This is a genomic window from Microcystis ichthyoblabe FBCC-A1114, from assembly GCF_050500245.1.
Taxonomy (GTDB): Bacteria; Cyanobacteriota; Cyanobacteriia; order Cyanobacteriales; family Microcystaceae; genus Microcystis; species Microcystis ichthyoblabe_A.
The window spans coordinates 3314448-3333196 of the sequence record NZ_CP191408.1 but is presented as its reverse complement, the minus strand read 5'-3'; the positions used below and the strand labels follow the sequence as shown (position 1 = coordinate 3333196).

Annotated in this window: 22 protein-coding genes; 13 read left to right on the top strand and 9 right to left on the bottom strand. The window is 42.7% G+C overall.

What is annotated here, in order from left to right; translation table 11 throughout:
* Positions 1-69 precede the first annotated feature (69 nt).
* From rpoB to rpsT, 3 genes are all read right to left on the bottom strand, one after another.
* On the bottom strand, positions 70-3381 hold the full coding sequence (gene rpoB, locus ACQY1Y_RS16145; RefSeq protein ID WP_194032601.1) for a DNA-directed RNA polymerase subunit beta: 3312 nt from the start codon (positions 3379-3381) through the stop codon (positions 70-72).
* 160 nt (positions 3382-3541) lie between these two features.
* On the bottom strand, positions 3542-4321 hold the full coding sequence (locus ACQY1Y_RS16140) for a TatD family hydrolase (protein WP_002736410.1): 780 nt from the start codon (positions 4319-4321) through the stop codon (positions 3542-3544).
* Between the two features lie 50 nt (positions 4322-4371).
* The gene (rpsT, locus tag ACQY1Y_RS16135) at positions 4372-4665 is read right to left on the bottom strand and encodes a 30S ribosomal protein S20 (RefSeq protein ID WP_002737368.1); all 294 of its coding nucleotides are present in this window, start codon (positions 4663-4665) and stop codon (positions 4372-4374) included.
* Positions 4666-4978: 313 nt separating this feature from the next.
* Between rpsT and gmd the strand changes: the two genes are divergently transcribed.
* Positions 4979-6061: a GDP-mannose 4,6-dehydratase gene (gmd, locus tag ACQY1Y_RS16130; protein WP_002737034.1), complete on the top strand. Its 1083-nt coding sequence runs from the start codon at positions 4979-4981 to the stop codon at positions 6059-6061.
* Positions 6062-6129: 68 nt separating this feature from the next.
* On the opposite strand, the gene ACQY1Y_RS16125 is transcribed toward gmd, so the two are convergent.
* The gene (locus ACQY1Y_RS16125) at positions 6130-7107 is read right to left on the bottom strand and encodes a glycosyltransferase (protein WP_430013133.1); all 978 of its coding nucleotides are present in this window, start codon (positions 7105-7107) and stop codon (positions 6130-6132) included.
* A gap of 269 nt (positions 7108-7376) precedes the next feature.
* Here ACQY1Y_RS16125 and ACQY1Y_RS16120 point away from each other — a divergent pair, with 269 nt between their 5' ends.
* Positions 7377-7568 (top strand): DUF2949 domain-containing protein, encoded by a 192-nt coding sequence (locus tag ACQY1Y_RS16120; protein WP_002738067.1) that lies wholly within the window; start codon positions 7377-7379, stop codon positions 7566-7568.
* Positions 7569-7676: 108 nt separating this feature from the next.
* Here ACQY1Y_RS16120 and ACQY1Y_RS16115 read toward each other — a convergent pair whose 3' ends face one another.
* The 3 genes from ACQY1Y_RS16115 to ACQY1Y_RS16105 all read right to left on the bottom strand — a co-directional run bounded on the left by ACQY1Y_RS16115 (position 7677) and on the right by ACQY1Y_RS16105 (position 9417).
* On the bottom strand, positions 7677-8135 hold the full coding sequence (locus tag ACQY1Y_RS16115; RefSeq protein ID WP_103113360.1) for a nitrate reductase associated protein: 459 nt from the start codon (positions 8133-8135) through the stop codon (positions 7677-7679).
* A 68-nt stretch (positions 8136-8203) separates the two neighbouring features.
* Positions 8204-9049 (bottom strand): prephenate/arogenate dehydrogenase, encoded by an 846-nt coding sequence (locus tag ACQY1Y_RS16110; RefSeq protein WP_430013132.1) that lies wholly within the window; start codon positions 9047-9049, stop codon positions 8204-8206.
* Positions 9050-9054: 5 nt separating this feature from the next.
* A complete protein-coding gene (locus tag ACQY1Y_RS16105) occupies positions 9055-9417 on the bottom strand; it encodes a cupin domain-containing protein (protein ID WP_002744462.1) in 363 nt (120 codons plus the stop codon).
* 104 nt (positions 9418-9521) lie between these two features.
* Here ACQY1Y_RS16105 and ACQY1Y_RS16100 point away from each other — a divergent pair, with 104 nt between their 5' ends.
* A complete protein-coding gene (locus tag ACQY1Y_RS16100) occupies positions 9522-9974 on the top strand; it encodes an SRPBCC family protein (protein ID WP_002774315.1) in 453 nt (150 codons plus the stop codon).
* A gap of 387 nt (positions 9975-10361) precedes the next feature.
* On the opposite strand, the gene ACQY1Y_RS16095 is transcribed toward ACQY1Y_RS16100, so the two are convergent.
* Entirely contained in the window at positions 10362-10889 is a 528-nt protein-coding gene (locus ACQY1Y_RS16095; protein ID WP_002774313.1) for a hypothetical protein, read from the bottom strand.
* A 201-nt stretch (positions 10890-11090) separates the two neighbouring features.
* Here ACQY1Y_RS16095 and ACQY1Y_RS16090 point away from each other — a divergent pair, with 201 nt between their 5' ends.
* From ACQY1Y_RS16090 to ACQY1Y_RS16045, 10 genes are all read left to right on the top strand, one after another.
* Positions 11091-11879 (top strand): Uma2 family endonuclease, encoded by a 789-nt coding sequence (locus ACQY1Y_RS16090; RefSeq protein WP_430013131.1) that lies wholly within the window; start codon positions 11091-11093, stop codon positions 11877-11879.
* Positions 11880-11913: 34 nt separating this feature from the next.
* Positions 11914-12660 carry a Uma2 family endonuclease gene (locus ACQY1Y_RS16085; RefSeq protein ID WP_430013130.1) on the top strand — a complete coding sequence of 249 codons (747 nt, stop codon included), beginning with the start codon at positions 11914-11916 and terminating at the stop codon, positions 12658-12660.
* 287 nt (positions 12661-12947) lie between these two features.
* A complete protein-coding gene (locus tag ACQY1Y_RS16080; protein ID WP_002736310.1) occupies positions 12948-13184 on the top strand; it encodes a hypothetical protein in 237 nt (78 codons plus the stop codon).
* A gap of 11 nt (positions 13185-13195) precedes the next feature.
* Positions 13196-13570, top strand: coding sequence for an SDR family oxidoreductase (locus ACQY1Y_RS16075; protein ID WP_002774625.1), 375 nt, complete (start codon positions 13196-13198; stop codon positions 13568-13570).
* A 117-nt stretch (positions 13571-13687) separates the two neighbouring features.
* The gene (locus ACQY1Y_RS16070; protein ID WP_002736812.1) at positions 13688-13885 is read left to right on the top strand and encodes a hypothetical protein; all 198 of its coding nucleotides are present in this window, start codon (positions 13688-13690) and stop codon (positions 13883-13885) included.
* Positions 13886-14051: 166 nt separating this feature from the next.
* A complete protein-coding gene (locus tag ACQY1Y_RS16065; RefSeq protein ID WP_002774627.1) occupies positions 14052-14357 on the top strand; it encodes a hypothetical protein in 306 nt (101 codons plus the stop codon).
* Positions 14358-14525: 168 nt separating this feature from the next.
* Positions 14526-15005 (top strand): hypothetical protein, encoded by a 480-nt coding sequence (locus ACQY1Y_RS16060; protein ID WP_287636607.1) that lies wholly within the window; start codon positions 14526-14528, stop codon positions 15003-15005.
* A 157-nt stretch (positions 15006-15162) separates the two neighbouring features.
* The gene (locus tag ACQY1Y_RS16055) at positions 15163-15456 is read left to right on the top strand and encodes a hypothetical protein (RefSeq protein WP_002737674.1); all 294 of its coding nucleotides are present in this window, start codon (positions 15163-15165) and stop codon (positions 15454-15456) included.
* A 141-nt stretch (positions 15457-15597) separates the two neighbouring features.
* Positions 15598-15918: a DUF433 domain-containing protein gene (locus ACQY1Y_RS16050; protein ID WP_002738186.1), complete on the top strand. Its 321-nt coding sequence runs from the start codon at positions 15598-15600 to the stop codon at positions 15916-15918.
* 8 nt (positions 15919-15926) lie between these two features.
* Complete coding sequence (locus ACQY1Y_RS16045; protein ID WP_002774633.1) at positions 15927-16280, top strand: DUF5615 family PIN-like protein; 354 nt, start codon at positions 15927-15929, stop codon at positions 16278-16280.
* A 520-nt stretch (positions 16281-16800) separates the two neighbouring features.
* On the opposite strand, the gene ACQY1Y_RS16040 is transcribed toward ACQY1Y_RS16045, so the two are convergent.
* Positions 16801-18723 carry a S9 family peptidase gene (locus tag ACQY1Y_RS16040; RefSeq protein ID WP_430013129.1) on the bottom strand — a complete coding sequence of 641 codons (1923 nt, stop codon included), beginning with the start codon at positions 18721-18723 and terminating at the stop codon, positions 16801-16803.
* Positions 18724-18749: the final 26 nt, after the last annotated feature.

Here is an 18749-nt window from a genome sequence, read left to right as displayed (position 1 = left end):
CTCCTGTCTCCTGACTACTGACTCCTGACTTCTCACTGATTACTGATTACTGCTCACTGATAACTGAAATTACACTTCCGATTCTTCTTCCTCAAGGTCTTCTGTGGTTAAGGATTCGTAGGTGGGGCGAGAGGGGGCGCGACGACCGACATCGACCATCAGATCCACCTCCACATCGCGGGAAGTACCATCGGGGGCATTTTCCACCTTGTGAACGGCGATATCGAGACCGAGGGATTGCAATTCTCGCATCAAAACCTTAAAGGATTCTGGCGTACCCGGGCGGGGAATCGGCTTGCCTTTTACGATCGCATTTAAAGCCTCATTCCGTCCTTGCATATCATCGGATTTTACCGTTAGCAATTCCTGCAAAGTATAGGCCGCCCCGTAGGCTTCTAGGGCCCAGACTTCCATTTCTCCGAAGCGCTGGCCTCCCTGTTGAGCTTTACCGCCCAAGGGTTGCTGAGTAACCAAGGAGTAGGGACCAGTAGAACGGGCGTGAATTTTATCATCAACCAGGTGAACCAGTTTTAACATATAGGCCATACCGACGGTAACGGGACGGTCAAAGGGTTCGCCGGTGCGACCATCGTAAACCGTGACTTTGCCGGCGTGTTCTTCCTTGAACACCCAATCGCGATTGGGTTTTTTCGAGGCATTTTCTAGCAATCCGTGGACGGTTAAACGGCTGGCTTCTTCCCCGTACATTTCGTCAAAGGGAGTAATCTTAAAGCGCACGCCCAGATTTTCGCCGGCCCAACCCAGTAAACATTCAAACACCTGACCGACGTTCATGCGACTGGGAACCCCTAGGGGATTGAGAACGATATCGACGGGACGACCATCGGGGAGGTAGGGCATATCTTCTAGGGGCAGAATCCGAGAAATAATCCCTTTATTGCCGTGACGACCCGCCATTTTATCGCCCACTTGGATTTTGCGTTTTTGGGCAACGTAAACCCTTACCACCATATTGGCCCCAGGGGGTAATTCATCTCCCTGTTCGCGGGTAAATACGCGCACATCCACTACCCGGCCTTTTTCGCCGTTGGGAACGCGCAGGGAGTTATCGCGTACATCCCGGGCCTTTTCGCCGAAAATTGCCCGCAGTAGTTTTTCTTCGGGTGGTTGATCCGATTCGCCTTTCGGGGTGACTTTCCCGACGAGGATATCGCTGGCTTCTACCCAGGCACCGATGCGAATAATGCCGCGTTCATCGAGGTTTCGCAGGGCATCTTCACCGACGTTGGGAATTTCCCTGGTGATTTCCTCTGGCCCAAGTTTAGTTTGACGGGCTTCGATTTCGTATTTTTCAATGTGGATACTGGTATAGACATCTTGTGCCACCAGTCGTTCACTGATTAAAATCGCGTCTTCGTAGTTATAGCCTTCCCAGGGCATATAGGCGACGAGGATATTCTGTCCGAGGGCGATTTCTCCTCCTTCGGTGGCGGAACCATCGGCGAGGATCTGTCCGGGGACAACTTGTTCGCCTTGATAGACTAAAGGACGCTGATTTAGGCAGGTATCTTGGTTAGAGCGTTGATATTTCTGAATTTCGTACTCGATCTCGCTCTTGCCAAAAATCTCTTTGTCTTCATCCGCCACTTTGATGCGAATCCGGTTAGCATCGACGTAGGAAACGACCCCATTAGTACGCGAAACGATGACCATGCCGGAGTCGCGAGCGGCCTGTGCTTCCAATCCGGTACCCACCAGGGGACGTTCGGGACGCAGCAGGGGAACCGCTTGTCGTTGCATATTAGAACCCATGAGGGCGCGGTTAGCGTCGTCGTGTTCGAGGAAGGGAATCAGGGAAGTGGCCACCGAGACAATTTGCACGGGGGAAACACAAACGTAGTCCACTTGTTCGGGGGAGGTGGTGGAGAATTCCTGCCGATAGCGCACTGGGATAGTTTCGCCGAGGATATAACCATTTTCATCGGTGGCCACGTCTCCCGGTGCGACTCTGAGATCGTCTTCTTCGTCGGCGGTGAGGTATTTAACGGGGAGATCATAGCGTACTCGGCCATTTTCCACCGCATAACAGGGGGTTTCAATAAAACCGTAGTCGTTGACGCGAGCGTAGGTGGCCAGGGAACCGATTAAACCGGCGTTGGGACCTTCTGGGGTTTCCACCGGACAAATGCGACCGTGGTGGGAGGGGTGGATGTCGCGCACGGCAAAACCGGCCCGTTCCCGGGTCAGACCGCCAGGTCCAAGGGCGGAAATGCGGCGTTTATGGGTCAATTCCGCTAGGGGGTTGGTTTGATCCATGAACTGGGAGAGTTGCGAGGAACCAAAGAATTCTTTAATCGCCGCTACTAGGGGTTTCGGGTTGACTAGGGAAGCGGGGGTGAGGTTTTGGGATTCGCTGACGGTCATCCGTTCCCGAATGATTCTTTCTAAGCGGTTTAAACCTACTCGCACTTGGTTTTGGAGCAGTTCACCCACGGAACGGACGCGACGGTTGCCGAGGTGGTCGATGTCGTCGGTGTTGCCGATGTCAAATTCGAGGTTAATTAGGTAGTCGATCGCCGATAAGATGTCGGTGGTGGTGAGAACGCGCTGGTTATCGGGGACGTTGAGGCGTAGTTTTTTGTTGAGTTTATAACGACCAACGCGACCGAGATCGTAGCGTTTATTGTCAAAAAAGCGCGATTCGAGCAGTTGTTGTCCGCCGGTGACGGTGGGAGGTTCCCCGGGGCGTAGTTTGCGGTACAGGTCGAGGAGTGCCTCTTCTTCGGTGGGATTGCCTTCTTTGTCGAGGGTTTTTTGGTAAAATTCGGGATGGCGTAGGGAGTCAAAGATTTCGTTATCGCTCAATCCGATCGCTTTCAGGAGAACTTGGGCGGATAATTTGCGGGTTTTGTCGATTCTGACCCAGACTAAGCCGTTTTTGTCGGTTTCAAATTTTAACCAAGCTCCTCGGTTGGGAATCAGGGAAGCGGAGTAGGTACGGCGACCGTTTTTGTCGATTTCGGCTTTGTAGTAAACACCGGGGGAACGGACGATCTGATTGACGATGACTCGTTCGGCCCCGTTAATGATAAAGGTTCCCCGTTCGGTCATCAGGGGTAAATCGCCGATAAACACTTCCTGTTCGATGTTTTCTCCCGTTTCTTTGTTGATTAGACGGGTAGGAACGTACATCTGAACGGAATAGGTGCTATCACGTCGTTTGGCTTCATCGACGTTGTATTTCGGTTCTTTGAGTCTGTAGTCCTGGCCGAGGAAATGTAGTTCTAATTTACCTGTATAGTCGCTGATGGGGGAAAAGCTGTTCAGTTCCTCGATTAGTCCTTCTTCCAAAAACCACCGAAAACTGGAGTGTTGGATTTCGATGAGGTCGGGTAAGAGGTTAAAGGTAAGATTGTTCATTATGGTTACAAGGGCTGATGACACGATAGCGACGGTCGGATATCAGTGAGCGGTGAGGGGATGGGTGATGGGGGAGTAGGGGAACACCGGAGAATAAATGAAAGCTTTCTCCTGACTCCTGACTCCTGACTCCTTTCTCCTGTCTAATAAACTATGTTTTTTAACTGGGGAGTTGAAATAATTTGCGGGCGTTGTGGGTGGTTTGTTCGGCTAGGGTTTCGACCGGATAGCCGCGCAGACGGGCGACGGTTTCGGCTACATGGAAGACGAAAGAGGGTTCACAAGGTTTACCTCGGTGGGGATTGGGTGAGAGAAAGGGGCAATCGGTTTCGATCAGTAGGCGATCGCTGGGGACAATTTGGGCGGCAGCTTGCACGGTTTTACTGTTTTTGAAGGTGACAATGCCGCTAAAGCTGATGTAAAAACCCAAATCTAAAAACCATTGAGTTTCTTCGGGGTTGCCAGTCCAGCAGTGCATCACGCCGCGAATTTTGCCCACTTGTTGCCGAAAGGCACTGATTTCCTCCCGCATTTCCTTAGCCGCATCTCGACAATGGATAATCACGGGTTTATCGAGACGATGGGCGATTTCCAATTGCGTCCAAAACACCCGTTTTTGCTGCTCTTGGTTATCCGCTTTATAGAAGTCTAACCCCATTTCCCCGATCGCCACGACGCGCCGATCAGATCGGGCTAGGGATTCGATCTGCTCGGCACTATTATCTCGCCATTTTTGGGCATCTAGGGGATGTAAACCGACGGCGAAGGAAATTTCCTCAAATTGATCAGCAATGGCTTTAATCGCCGCAAATTCCTCTGGTTCAACACAGGAGTGAACCAGATGAACGACTCCCACACTTCGCCAACGTTCGGAGATAGCGGGCAAGTCGGCTTGCAAAACGTCAAAGTTCAGATGAACGTGCGTATCTATTAATTGCATCGACCCCCGATCGCTTGTTGCGTCTGTCCTGATTACAGCTTACTTGTTCCTTAGGAAGCTTGGCTAACTTTTTGCAAAGCTTTGGCTAAACCGGCTTTTTTTCTAGCACCGTTGTTCCGGTGCAAGACGTTGCGCTTGACGGCTTTATCGATTTTACTGTAAGCTTCTGATAGAGCTTGTTGGGCGCTTTCTAGCCCTTCTGGGCTGGGGTTGGCTCCGTAGGCCGAGACAGCGACAAGACATTTTTTGATCAGGGTTCTTACGGCTGACTTGTACGCTTTGTTGCGTAGTCGATTTCTTTCGGAGATTTGGACTCGTTTGAGTGCAGACTTTGTATTAGCCACAGTCGTTTCTTGTTCTCAATACTGGTATGGTTGATCGGGACACAGACAAACCATCATAACAGATTTGTGCTATTTGTTGCAAGAGTTTTCCGGACAAGAGTGGGGCAACCCCAAAGATACTTTCAGGATGAGGTTCCCACAGACAGGGAAGGATTGAGGGTTAAGGGGACTGCCACACCTGAATTCAGGTTTAGGGGATTTTGCCGTGACTGTGCCGATAACTATCGCCAAACTTGTCCCCAGTGACTAAAGTGTGCTATAAGCAGTCAGACCGTGCCATGGTCTTTATTCTTTCCGATTAGGTAAATTACTGATGACTGAAGCTAAACGCGCCCTCATTACCGGCATCACCGGTCAAGATGGTTCCTATCTGAGCGAATTATTATTAGAAAAAGGTTACGAAGTCCACGGTATCATCCGTCGTACTTCAACTTTTAACACCGATCGCATCGATCATATCTACATTGACCCCCACCAGCCGGATGCTAAATTATTTCTTCATTATGGCGACCTCACCGACGGGACAACCCTGCGGCGTATCCTCGAACAAGTGCAACCGGTAGAAGTGTATAATTTAGGGGCCCAATCCCATGTGCGAGTTAGTTTTGATGCTCCAGAATACACCGTTGATGCTGTGGGGGTGGGAGTTTTAAGATTACTAGAAGCAATTCGGGATTACCAAAAAAGAACCGGCATCGAAGTGCGTTTCTATCAAGCAGGTTCCTCGGAAATGTTCGGGAAAGTCATGGAAGTTCCCCAAAAAGAAACCACGCCATTTTATCCTCGCAGTCCCTACGCTTGCGCCAAAGTTTACGGTCACTGGCAAACAATCAACTATCGGGAATCCTACGACTTATTTGCCTGTAACGGCATTTTATTTAACCATGAATCCCCCCGTCGGGGAGAAACTTTTGTCACGCGCAAAATTACCCGCGCTTTGGCCCGAATTATTGCCGGACAACAGAAAAAACTCTATCTAGGAAATCTCGATTCTAAACGGGATTGGGGTTATGCTAAGGATTATGTGCGGGCGATGTGGTTAATGTTACAACAGCAAGAACCTGATGATTATGTGGTGGCGACCAATGAAACCTATTCTATCCGGGAGTTTCTCGATATTTCTTTCCAATACGTTAATTTAAATTGGCAGGATTATGTGGAGTTTGATCAACGTTATTTGCGTCCAGCGGAAGTGGATTTATTGATAGGAGATTCTACAAAAGCCAGAGAGAAATTAGGCTGGCAGCCGTCGGTGACGTTCGAGGGACTGGTAAAATTAATGGTAGATGCGGATTTAGCGGCTTTGGGGATTAATCTTAATAACGGTGGTGATAGCGGACAGTTATTAAAAGATTTGGCTTATCTTCGCAATCGTTCCTTAATTGCCGTCGATTAACAAAGTCGGGTGGGTTAGGGAAGGGCAACCCACCCCCGTCTTGATCCATGGCCATTTTTACCTGACTTTTAGGAGTAAATCGGGTCTTTTTCCAGCAAACCTAGCAATTTTTGCATTTTAATCCAAGCCCTTCTCATTTGCCAGAATTTACTTTTTTCCATGGCGGCTATTTTACTCTCAGCTTTTTGTAATTCCTCGTCTCTTTCTCGATAATCTAATTGGTTTTTTTGCAAGTCTTGTTGCAATTCTTGTTCATGAATTTCTAATTGTTTAATTCGTTCTCTAGCCTGTTCCAACTGAGCGAATATATCAACTTTTAAGGTGACTAAAGCAGCAAAAATGGCTTGGATATTTTGGGAGTAAAGTTGGGGATGATTATAAAAAAGTTGGGTGTAGGAATAGATATAGTGTTCTGCGGTCATTGAGCGACTCATAGAATCAGCTTTTTGTCGATAGAAAAATAACACTTCTGGGATACGATAGACTTCTCGACCTAATTCGATCAGCGATAGCCAGAAATCGTGATCTTCCCAACCATAAATTAAATTGCTATTATATCCCCCCACAGTTTCCCAATCGGATTTCCGAAACAAACCGGAGCAAAATATCATATTATCTACTAATATATCGGGAAATTTATACTCAGGCAGCGGCCAAGTTCCTTGTCTATCCCCAAAATACTCCGCTTCGCAATAAACTATACCTAATTGCTGATTACTTTCTAGCAAAGTAACCGCTTTTTCTAGATAGGAATCGGCAATTTTATCATCGGCATCGAGAGGAAGAATATAAGTTCCTTGCGCTTGGGCAATTCCTAGATTTCTGGCTGCGGCAACCCCTTGATTTTCTGTGCGGATGATCCTAGTTTTTGGCTGTTGATAATTTTGTAAAACCTCGATGGTTTCTGGTTCTGTGGATCCATCATCAATGACAAGGACTTCAAGGTTTTGGTATGTTTGCACTAAAACAGATGCGATCGCATCATCAAGATAGCGACCGTGATTATAGCAAGGAATAATCACGGAAACTTGAGGAGCATGACTCATTGGGGGCAATTCTCTCCTACTCGAGCAAAAACTAGGTTATCAATAGCTTATCCCAAAAGTTCCCCTTTATCGTTTTTCTAAGTAAATAAAGTGTTGATATCCCCACTAGCAATTTCGGGATAGTAGGACATATTATGGATAAATTCTTAAATTATTGTGATTGCTGGACAAAATCACCCAATTGGGTGATCCCCGTGAGGGAAGCATCTCTTTTTAATAGAGGATAAGTTATTCAATAATCAGATTGTCATTATAAATGATCTTTAATCATGGAAGCTCATCAACAAAAACAACTCCGCACTTTCCTCTTGGAAAAATTAGCAATTTCCCCCCGTTCCCTCGATATGGCTGTGCGTCTCTGTGAAGCATCGGTGGGTTCTTTGCCGATGGTTTTATGGCAGTACGGTTTAATTGATTTGTCGCAATTGAATCAAGTTTTTGACTGGATGGAAACGGTATAATCGAGATCGATCTGGTCTAAAATACTAATTTATCGACTCGATCGCCTTTTTGCTTGTCATGATAGTAAGATAGGAAGGGACTTAATTAATCTGGCATAGGTTCTTGAGTTAGACATCGACTATATGGAACTCTTTGAGGGCTGGATAAAAGTTGAGATTTTCGTGACTGGGACGACTGAGTTTAATCAGGGCAAAACGTTGGAATGGTTGCAATTTTTGCCATTGTTCTAAACTAATTTCAATCTGTAATTCTCTAGCTTTTTCTCGGACTGTATCAGGAATCTGGCTATCATTTAGCCAAGGAGGATGGGGATCTATTGCTAGTTCTCCTGCGGGATTGCCAGTTTTTTCCGTGATTAATTTTTGTAGAAAATCTCGATAAATTGCAGCTTCTGCTGCCGTCGTACAAGCCATATTAACTAACACCATTCTTTCTGGTTGACTCAACTGCATCCAATGGGATAATTTTAATTTAACTCCACAGGTATCTAGTTTCATTCTCACGGCCATCGGTATGCAACGTAAGGATTCAACAAATTCGGCTTCAAAGTCAAAAAAGGTGTTCATATTATTTCATTGATTTACTGAGGATAAATCTATAATACAGTGCTGGGGTATAATTGTTAGAAAAAATGTTATTTTGATTGAAGAAAATTGGCTCGATATTGATGACTCGATATGAGAATTTCTTCTAGTTCCTGCCATGTTTCTCCTGCAATATAGTCAATAATTTGATCAAGATTTTGACGATAATTTTTCAAGGATATCAATAAAGCTTGACGATTGTATTTAGCCATCATTAAACCTAATTCGGGATTGCCAGCACCGACGCGACTGGTATCGCGAAAACCAGAACTAGCTAAATTTTCCGCTAATTGGCGAATATTCGGATCTTGTTCTTTCCCACAAGCCTGGATTAAACTGGTACTAATCATTACTGGCAGATGGGAAATCCATGCCACGGCTTGATCGTGTTCTTCGGGGGAGGAATAATAAATTTTACAGCCTAATTGTCGTACTATTTCGGTTAAGATTTCCACGGCACAGTTAGGAGTAGATTCAAGGGGAGTAATCAGATATGGGGTATTGACAAATAAACCCGATTGTGCAGCATTAATTCCCTGTTCGGTTTTCCCAGCCATGGGATGACTACCGACAAAATTCGGCCATAATTGACTACAATTGTCCACAATTGCCCCTTTAACTGATCCCACATCGGTGACAATGGCTTCGGTTTTTAAATAGGGAGTTAATTTTTCCAAAGTTGGCACAATTAAATGTATGGGAGTACAAATAAAGATTAAATCGGCAGTGGCTAATAATTCTAAATTGATACTAGATTCATCTACCACTCCTTTTTGTACAGCGATATCACAGGTGGATGGTTGACGGGAAACTCCCAAAACCTTATAACCTTGTGCGCGGAAATCTAACCCCAAGGAACCACCAATTAAACCCAGTCCAATAATCCCAATATTCATTATTTTTACTCAAAGATAATTTCGTCTTCCAGTCGCCAAGCTGGATCAACAATGCACAGGAAAATTAAGGGTTCCTCTCCACAATTATGAATATATTGTTTAGCTAGAGGAGGTATATAAATGGCAGCACCGACAGTCACTAATTGCACTTCCTCATCGATGTGCATTTCTCCTTGTCCTTGGAGAATATAATAAACTTCCGCAGTTTTTAAAGCGTGGGGAGTAGAAGTTTCCCCCACATCTACCCGCGCGTGGGCTAAACTATAACGTAGATTTAACGGCTGTTTATCGGGATGCAATAACTCACGCAATCGGGTATGATCACCGGCGATGAATTCCTCACATTCGAGCAGTTTTCTGATTAACATAGTAAAATTAAACCTCGAAGATTGTTTTTATTTTATCATTGAGTGAAAAGCTAAAGACTAATAGCCGTTATCATAGAAATATTCAGCATCGCCAGAATTAACGAATGACTTGGTTAGAACATAGTGTACAGGTAGAAGTGGACGCGCCGATCGATCTGGTTTGGGAACTCTGGTCAGATTTAGAACAAATGCCCCACTGGATGAAATGGATCGAATCGGTGAAAATTCTCGAGGAGGAGCCAGAACTTTCCCGTTGGAAGTTAGCCAGTGGTGGTCTAGAATTTACTTGGTTGTCACGGATAATGAAAATTGTCCCCCATCAGATGATTCAATGGGAATCCGTGGACGGGTTGCCTAACCGCGGGGCGATTCGTTTTTATGACCGTCATGGTAGGAGTATTGTGCGACTGACAGCAGCCTATGCTATACCGGGTTGGTTAGGAAAATTGATGGATAATCTTTTCCTCGGTCGAGTGGTGGAATCAACCCTGCAAGCTGATCTAGAGCGTTTTCGCCTTTATGCGCTCAATATTGTCAATAATACGCCGCCAAGGTGAGCTAATCATCCGCAGTTAGGGAATTTATTTTTTGTCCGATGGCTCTAGTCAGTCACCGACTAGGTAAAAGAACTTTAGTCCATTTTAATCGGCTGCATCTCATATTTGTGGCTCTCTCGTACTTGTAGTGATCAGCAGCAGTTATTAAAAGAGGGCGAATGCAATGCGCCCTTACCATAATATTATGGTAGGGGCGCATCGTGGTCAGTGAGTTTATTGAGATGCACCCTTTTTAATGGACTTTTCGTCTTGGCTATGAAATTGCTGACAACCGACTCCCTAAAAGGAAAACTTCCTAAGAATATCCCAAGCAAATTCCGCTATCATGGTTGAGGTATTTCTACTCGATTTTATAGAGATAGGCTTCTGGGGTTTCCAGAAGGGAAGTCATCGGGCGATAGGGGGAGTTTTGACGAGGGTAAAAATTGGAAATAAATCGTTCATTTGCATAGCCATTTTAAATTTCGGCTGTATGTAATAACTACCCGATGGGCAGGCATTGGTGATCATTAGCTCTCTTTTGGTCATAAAGGTATCGATATAATCATACTGACCATGCTCTTTTCTTTTGCCTTTCTTAGCTGGATCGCAAAGGGTTGAACCGACCGGAATCTGATTGATAATTTCCACTGTATCGGCCACGGATAGGAGTCTTTCGGAACCGTATTTACTAGCAAGATAACGTTGATTAAAATACAGATTAGTTGCGATAGAATAGCCGATGATAATTGCTAGAACTAGAGCGAGGATCCTGTGGAAAGTCTTAGTCAAGTTTAGATAGGCTAGGCTGGCGATCGCCAGAAGTATAGAAGCAAACCAGAGTAAGATTTTACGATGGGAATAAAAATGCTCATCAGGATAATTAGAGGAAGCGTAGATAAAAATTATCCAAGTAATCGCAAAAAAGCCGATCATTGTTTTATTGCCTCGATATTTTTTGATGACTATGTATAGAGAAATGCCGAAAAAAAATAGCCGAAACTACGACATTGAAAATCGATATATTGTCATTCAAAAAAACACTTGATTGCCTAGATAAACCATTTGACAAGGGTGATTAAGGGAAAACCGACTTTTTAAGTATTCTTGGCTTTTCTTAATGAAAAAGAGATAAACATGACACCATCTGCTATTGATTTACCGACAAAATCAACGATAATCACCTGGGAAAAACTGCCAGATGATTTTATTCTACCTGACGAACCTGTGGACAACAACTTGCAACCTCTCTTAGCAGCAGCTTTACGCGAATCCCTAGAATTAGCAGGATTAATTCTAGAATCGATGCTAATTGCCTCTAATTTTGGCTTGTGTGCTACCGTTAAAACTCAAACTGTTGTCAAAGCGCCTGATTGGGTTTATATTCCCTCGGTAAAACCGATTCCTAGCGGAACAATTCGGCGCAGTTACACTCCCCACATTGAAGGAGAAATTCCTACCATCGTCCTAGAGTTTATCTCGGAAACCGAAGAGGGTGAATATTCCATCAACCCTCACTATCCCTATGGAAAATGGTATTTTTACGAGCAAATCTTACAAGTACCTGTCTATGGAATTTTTCAGCCAAAAACAGGAGAATTAGATGTTTATTGTTTAGTGGCAGGAAAGTATGAGCAGCAGTTGCCAGATGAGAATAATCGTTACTGGATAAAAGAACTTAATTTGTTTATCGGTATCTGGCAAGGAAGCAAAGCTGAATTTACTACTAATTGGTTGCGCTGGTGGGATAAGTCGGGAAATCTGTTATTATGGGGCAATGAGTTAGTAGAGCAGGAAAAGCAACGAGCCGAACAAGAAAAGCAACGAGCCGAACAAGCTGAGTTAGAACTTGAGCGAGAACAAATTTCTCGCCAACGTTTGGTGCAAAAGTTAAAAGAGTTGGGAGTTAATCCTGAGAATCTATAGCCCATTTTAGATATTTGAATTAGTAAAATTACTTATGACAGCCATGCAACTACTTCAGTCAAACTCCTTACCAACTATTACTTGGGAAAAACTGCCAGATGATTTTATTCTACCTGACGAACCTGTGGACAATAACCTGCAACCTCTCTTAGCAGCAGCTTTACGAGAATCCCTAGAATTAGCAGGATTAATTCTAGAATCGATGCTAATTGCCTCTAATTTTGGCTTGTGTGCTACCGTTAAAACTCAAACTGTTGTCAAAGCGCCTGATTGGGTTTATATTCCCTCGGTAAAACCGATTCCTAGCGGAACAATTCGGCGCAGTTATACTCCCCACATTGAAGGAGAAATTCCTACCATCGTCCTAGAGTTTATCTCGGAAACCGAAGAGGGTGAATATTCCATCAACCCTCACTATCCCTATGGAAAATGGTATTTTTACGAGCAAATCTTACAAGTACCTGTCTATGGAATTTTTCAGCCAAAAACAGGAGAATTAGATGTTTATTGTTTAGTGGCAGGAAAGTATGAGCAGCAGTTGCCAGATGAGAATAATCGTTACTGGATAAAAGAACTTAATTTGTTTATCGGTATCTGGCAAGGAAGCAAAGCTGAATTTACTACTAATTGGTTGCGCTGGTGGGATAAGTCTGGAAATCTGTTATTATGGGGGAGTGAACGAGTCACACAAACTGAATATCAACTCGAACAGGAGCGAATGTTACGACAAAAATTAGCTGAAAAATTAAGAGAATTAGGCGTTGAACCGGAAACCTTGTAGCATACTTGTCAAATGCTGATAAAATCATAGAATGTATCTTCTGGATCGGGGTATTTCTAGGATTAACGGAGGAGATGTTAGAGTAGGTAAATTTGCATTGTTGGCATTTTTTGGAACATTTTTATTTTTTTGGATGTTTTTTATGATTAGACAATATAATGGACTTGTTTGTTATCTCTTTTTTGAGTTACCCTTTTCTTATCCCATTGGATAAAGTGAATGTAAAAATCTATTGCTTTTGATTTTTGTGTCGATTTGTCTTTTTCTACGAAATGGATTGGCTAAAGATGCAACCTAACCTAACAAATGACTTAAATCACATTCTTGCCCACACTAAAGACCTCTGGGAAGAATTGCGGGGACAGCGGATATTTATTACCGGAGGTACAGGCTTTTTTGGCTGTTGGTTATTAGAAAGTTTTATCTGGGCTAATGATCAGCTAGACTTAAAAGCATCGACAAGGAAATCTATCCTCGATGGGATACTAGATATTATTCGGGATCACAAACCAATATTTTTCTGAGTTAGAAAATTATGAGACATAAAATTGTTGAACAAGATTTGAGGCAAATTATTGCAGCTGATTTACCTTGGCAAACTTTGGCAGGGAAAACAGTTTTTATTTCGGGAGCCAATGGATTTTTACCAGCTTACATCGTGGAAACCTTGCTCTATTTGAATGAACAAAAAAGACATTCTTCTATCAAAGTTATTGGCTTAGTCAGAAATAAGGAGAAAGCATTAAAACGATTGGAGTTTTACCAGAATAGAACCGATTTAGAGTTAATTGAGCAGGATGTTTCTAGTCCGATTTGTTTAGACTTGAAAATAGATTTTATCATTCATGCTGCCAGTCAAGCCAGTCCGATCACCATCAGTCCAATAGACCCACCTTCAAGCTATCGCTAACTAACAGAAACCCGAAATTTGAGTTTTTATTAGAAAAAAAGTTAGCGATCACTCGTCAACCAAGGGTTTCAGAATCTGGATTCGGTCAGGGATTTCCGAAAGTTCCAGAAGAGCGATATGATCAAACATCAAGAGAATGGTTATCTGGCCAAACCCTTCGAGGTGGAAGACTTGACACGGGGAATTAATTGGGTATTAGAAGATACAGAAAGGTATAACCAATTGTGCATTCGAGCAAGGCAAAAAGTGGAGCAAGAATTTACTCTTGAGATTCAAGCATCTAAGTATTTGAAGCTGTATAATGAGATATTGTAATATAAGCAACCTCGAAAAATTGCCTCTCTTTTCAATAACAGAAGCCTAAAAGCGCATAAATTCCTCGATCATTCTCAATAACCTTGATTCCTTGAAGTGTCCTAACAGCGCAACGACCAGATTCCAGAACTCAGAACTTAATTCAAAAAATGGAGGTTATTAAACCGTGAAATCAATAGAAACCTTAGAAATTCCTGTAATTATTGCCCATTTTGGTGGTAAGCCAAATTATTTAAAATTTGCCTTGAAATCAGCGGCAAACTTTAATAATAAAGTTGTGCTTATAGGAGATGACACTAATAAAGATTTTTGGCAAAATCATTGGGATACCACTCTAGTAGAGTTTGATAAATATGAAAATTTTCAGAAATGCTACGTTGAGATGTCCGATTACTCGAAAAAATATGAGATTCCCGTTTGGAAACGTATGTTTGTGTTGGGAAAATGGATGAAAGAGAACGATCATAGATGAATATTTCTAGTAGATAGTGATGCCATGACCTTTGCAAATTATTCAGAGGAAGTTTATCCAATCTTACCTAATGATTGTATAGCTGCTTTAATGACATCTACTCCTAAAAATCAAGATAATTTTAGATGGGCATCTTCTCCTCATTTTTCATATTGAACCCTTGAGGCATTGGAGGATTTTACGGATTTTTGTATTGAAGCATACAGCAATAAAAACATACGAGATAAGCTAGAAGCTAAATGGCAATGGCATATTGATAATCATAAGCTAAGAGGAATTATAGACATGACTCTATTGTATCTATGGTCTAAAGACAATCCCAAAGTGGCTAATCTTACTACAGTCATAAATAATAATATGACACTAGATCACAATATTAATTCATCAACTAATTACTTAGAGGATGAATACCAAATGCAATTTGGTTTAAAAAAACTTATATTCAAAAATGGAATTCCTTATGGATATAATAAAAATTTAAATAAAGAGATAAAATTTTTGTGCATTCATTGTCAGGGAAGGGCTAAAAGCGTGATGAGATTTCTGTATTATAAACAATTAAGAGATTTTTATTATATTGGAAACCTTGTTCAAGCAACTAAAGCAAAAATGAAGCTCTTAATCAAAAAGATTATAAGTAATAAATGAAAATAATAAAATTTGGAAGGATGTTGCAAATGGATGGCATTTTCTTTAAACCAGATTAAAAATTTAATCTGGTAAAACATGAGTAAAGTTGTTTGTTGATATCCTTTCTCAAATAGTGCTACCCTATGTACACAATGTGTACACAACGAGAGAGACTATGGATAAGCATGACATTGAGAAAATTGGGGTGCGAGAATTTCGGAGCGAACTCCCTAAATACATATACGGTGAGACTCCCGTTGAGGTACTACGTCACGGTCATACTGTTGGGTTCTATTTCCCCGTTAAACAGGGGAGTAAAAGCGCCGATATCGCTGCCTTACAAGCGGTGGCCGCTCAATTTGAGTACCTGTTAAGTCAAAAAGGAATTTCCGAGGACGATATTGTTCGTGAGTTTCGTCAGATGTGTGAAGCGGACAGAGCGAATCAGAGAAAGGATTTAGGCGGGTGAGACTCAAATTCCTCGTTCTCGACGCTAATATCATCATAAGAAATAGACATCTCCAAAAATCTATGCTCCAGTCCTAGCAATGGTATTCCTACTTGGTAATGCGATTTCTTATCCCTTTAGCTAAACAGCAACATTGCTCCTATGAAATTAGCCCCCATCCCAACAAAACAGTACATCGAGCAACGAGACGAAGAATATTGGCTCGAAGGAACTCGTATCTCCCTTGATTCAGTTGTCTATTCTTTCTTAAACGGAGAATCGCCCGAAAGCATTGCCCAAAATTTCCCAATCCTTTCCCTCGAACAGGTTTATGGTGCGATCGCTTTCTATCTGGCCAATCGAGAGCTTGTCGATGCCTATCTGAAAAAGGGTGAAGCCGAGTTTCAGCGACTACAACAGTCTTGTAGAGAAAAGAGTCCTTTGCTGTACCAAAAATTGAAGGCGGCTCAAGCCAAGAAGTAGAAAGCAGCATGACAAAAATTCGCTTTCAAGCTGATGCCGATCTCAGACAGGCAATTGTGACTGGCGCAATCCGCGGACAACCAAATCTGGATTTTCAGTCAGCCAATGAAGCAGGGCTTGAAGGAATAAAAGATCCAGAAGTTTTAACCATTGCAGCACGGGATGGTAGGGTGCTGGTCACGCACGATCGCAAAACCATGCCGACTGAGTTTGGTCAATTCATCTTGTCGCAAACGAGTTCTGGTGTTCTAATTCTTTCTCAGAATCTTCCAATCGGCGAAGCGATCGATGCAATTATCTTAGTGTGGGAAGCATCTACGGCTGAGGAATGGATCAATCAGATTATGACTTTTCCATTTTAAGTGGCTACGCTATCTGGCCAAACCCTTGTAGGTGGAAGACTTGGCACAGGGAATTAATTGGGTATTAGAAGATACAGAAAGGTATAACCAATTGTGCATTCGGGCAAGGCAAAAAGTGGAGCAAGAATTTACTCTTGAGATTCAAGCATCTAAGTATTTAAAGCTGTATAATGAAACATTGTAATATAAGCAACCTCGAAAAATTGCCTCTCTTTTCAATAACAGAAGCCTAAAAGCGCCTATAGCGTTTCCTGTTCGCAAGAGGTATATTATCGATGTTAAAAAGCTTAATTAGCAAAGGTTTAACTGTGCCACACAGGTGTGAGAACCGCTATATATCACTACACTACCCCTGGTGGTCTCCTGACTTTTCAAACATCCTCTAAGAAAAACATGGGACAATTAAAATTATTTCTATTCGGGGAAGTTTCTTAACTAAAAAGACTTTTAGTCTTTAGATAATATTACGTCTAGAGCTGCTGTTCACCGATTACTGACCTAGGAAATTAACTTTGCACGATTACTTAATTTCTACGGGTTCTAAATTATCAGCAGGAGTAAAACCAAAGAGACGGGAATAAAAATAAAATTCTGCATCTAATGCTCGTTTTATCGATTCAGCTTGACGAAATCCATGTTGTTCTCCAGCAAAGGGAACGTAAGCAACGGGTAAACCTTTCGCTTTTAAAGCTTCTACCATCATTTCCGCTTGATTGGGTGGAACCACTCGGTCTTCTAAACCTTGGAAAAAGATCACCGGACAGGATAACTGACTGGTAAAATGAATGGGCGATCGCTGATAGTAAATTTCCTTTTCTTCAGGATAGCGTCCCACCAATTTATCTAAATATCTCGACTCGAATTTATGGGTATCGGTGGCTAAAACCTCTAAATCACTAACTCCGTAATAACTAGCTCCTGCTTTAAAAGTATCATGAAAAGTTAAGGCTGCTAAAGTTGTATAACCACCGGCGCTGCCTCCAGAAATTGCCAATCTTTCCCCATCGACTAATCCCTGATTAACCAAATATTTTGCCCCGTTGATGCAGTCTTCCACATCGACAATTCCCCAATTTCCCAGCAAACGCTGACGATATTGACGACCATAACCCGTACTACCGCCATAATTGACATCTAGATAGCCAAAACCGCGACTGGTCCAGTATTGCACCCGCAGACTTAAACTAGAGGTCGCCGCAGCCGTCGGTCCACCGTGACTTTTGACTAAAAGGGGCGGTAATTCGCCATTGGGGGCGGTATAATCGGGGTTTTTGGGGGGATAATACCAAGCATAGGCCGTTAGTCCCTGACTGGTGGGAAAAGCGAGCATTTCTGGAATCGAGAAATAATCGCTAGAAATAGTTAAATTACTGGAAGATTTGAGAATTTCTCTCATTCCTGTCACTAAATCCAGTGAGATAACTGCTGTTACTTCCCTGAAAGAACCGCCAATAAAAACTATTTTGTTCTCGCTAACTTGTAGGGAAGAAATGTTAGTATCATCAGTAATAATTTCTTGAAATTCTCGATTAACAGTATCGATACTTCCTAAATACCAACGACCATCTTTTGTATAGCTACAAATAATCTTTGATTCCCCAGCAAAGCCGTAGTTAGATAAACCAAAAACCCAATGAGGATAGGCAAATTCAGCCTCTATTGGTTCGAGAACTGGTTCGATTTGTTCATCATGGTTAAAGCAATAAAAGTTCCAGAAATCATTGCGATCGCTGGTAAAATATAACTGTTCATCGGCAGACCAGCGCGGTTCACATACTGACTCATTTTCACCACCAGCAATGACCCGAATATTACTCAAATAAAGATTATTAATATCGGCCACCCAGAGAAAAGAACTATCCCAGGGCATATTAGGATGATTCCAACTAATCCAAGCTAATCGAGAACCGTCGGCACTTAAGCGAGGAGAGGTATAAAAATCGTCGCCTGATACTAAAGTTTTTATTTCTCCTGTATCCACATCGATGCTGACAATACTATTAACTGGTTCTCGATCTTTTTGGCTATGATCTTCACAAACACAGATTAAACGATTGCCAAATTTATCGAGAATTAAATCCGCATAACGACAGGAATTTTCTGGGGTCAGAGGTTGGGGTAAACTATCAGCAGTTTGGCGATAAATTCTTTGGTCAGCAAAATTACAAAAATAGATAATTCCGGCAACAATTAGATAGGAACCTCCCCCGTATTCATGGACACGAGTTCGCACATTAAAAGGCACTGGAGTGATGTCTGTAGTTGTGCCGTCGGGGTTTAATTTAACTAAAACATTTCGCCCCTTTTCCTGTGGTCTGCCTTCTAACCAATAAATATCTTCTCCATCTACAGTTACACCACCAAGACTAATCGATGCTGCCACAATTAGATCGGAGGTAATCGGTGATTTCCAGGAACCGTAAGCTGATATTTGATGAGACATTTTCGACTAAAGCAGTGATTCTAATG

Bases quoted from the DNA above. Each gene is read 5' to 3' on its own strand.
- ACQY1Y_RS16110 (WP_430013132.1), bottom strand. From the start codon at position 9,049: ATGAATATTGGGATTATTGGACTGGGTTTAATTGGTGGTTCCTTGGGG.
- ACQY1Y_RS16080 (WP_002736310.1), top strand. From the start codon at position 12,948: ATGCAACCTAACCTAACAAATGACTTAAATCACATTCTTGCCCACACT.
- ACQY1Y_RS16140 (WP_002736410.1), bottom strand. From the start codon at position 4,321: ATGCAATTAATAGATACGCACGTTCATCTGAACTTTGACGTTTTGCAA.
- ACQY1Y_RS16070 (WP_002736812.1), top strand. From the start codon at position 13,688: ATGATCAAACATCAAGAGAATGGTTATCTGGCCAAACCCTTCGAGGTG.
- ACQY1Y_RS16120 (WP_002738067.1), top strand. From the start codon at position 7,377: ATGGAAGCTCATCAACAAAAACAACTCCGCACTTTCCTCTTGGAAAAA.
- rpoB (WP_194032601.1), bottom strand. From the start codon at position 3,381: ATGAACAATCTTACCTTTAACCTCTTACCCGACCTCATCGAAATCCAA.
- ACQY1Y_RS16055 (WP_002737674.1), top strand. From the start codon at position 15,163: ATGGATAAGCATGACATTGAGAAAATTGGGGTGCGAGAATTTCGGAGC.
- ACQY1Y_RS16095 (WP_002774313.1), bottom strand. From the start codon at position 10,889: ATGATCGGCTTTTTTGCGATTACTTGGATAATTTTTATCTACGCTTCC.
- ACQY1Y_RS16125 (WP_430013133.1), bottom strand. From the start codon at position 7,107: ATGAGTCATGCTCCTCAAGTTTCCGTGATTATTCCTTGCTATAATCAC.
- ACQY1Y_RS16040 (WP_430013129.1), bottom strand. From the start codon at position 18,723: ATGTCTCATCAAATATCAGCTTACGGTTCCTGGAAATCACCGATTACC.
- ACQY1Y_RS16075 (WP_002774625.1), top strand. From the start codon at position 13,196: ATGAGACATAAAATTGTTGAACAAGATTTGAGGCAAATTATTGCAGCT.
- ACQY1Y_RS16115 (WP_103113360.1), bottom strand. From the start codon at position 8,135: ATGAACACCTTTTTTGACTTTGAAGCCGAATTTGTTGAATCCTTACGT.
- ACQY1Y_RS16045 (WP_002774633.1), top strand. From the start codon at position 15,927: ATGACAAAAATTCGCTTTCAAGCTGATGCCGATCTCAGACAGGCAATT.
- ACQY1Y_RS16100 (WP_002774315.1), top strand. From the start codon at position 9,522: ATGACTTGGTTAGAACATAGTGTACAGGTAGAAGTGGACGCGCCGATC.
- ACQY1Y_RS16050 (WP_002738186.1), top strand. From the start codon at position 15,598: ATGAAATTAGCCCCCATCCCAACAAAACAGTACATCGAGCAACGAGAC.
- ACQY1Y_RS16090 (WP_430013131.1), top strand. From the start codon at position 11,091: ATGACACCATCTGCTATTGATTTACCGACAAAATCAACGATAATCACC.
- gmd (WP_002737034.1), top strand. From the start codon at position 4,979: ATGACTGAAGCTAAACGCGCCCTCATTACCGGCATCACCGGTCAAGAT.
- ACQY1Y_RS16085 (WP_430013130.1), top strand. From the start codon at position 11,914: ATGACAGCCATGCAACTACTTCAGTCAAACTCCTTACCAACTATTACT.
- ACQY1Y_RS16105 (WP_002744462.1), bottom strand. From the start codon at position 9,417: ATGTTAATCAGAAAACTGCTCGAATGTGAGGAATTCATCGCCGGTGAT.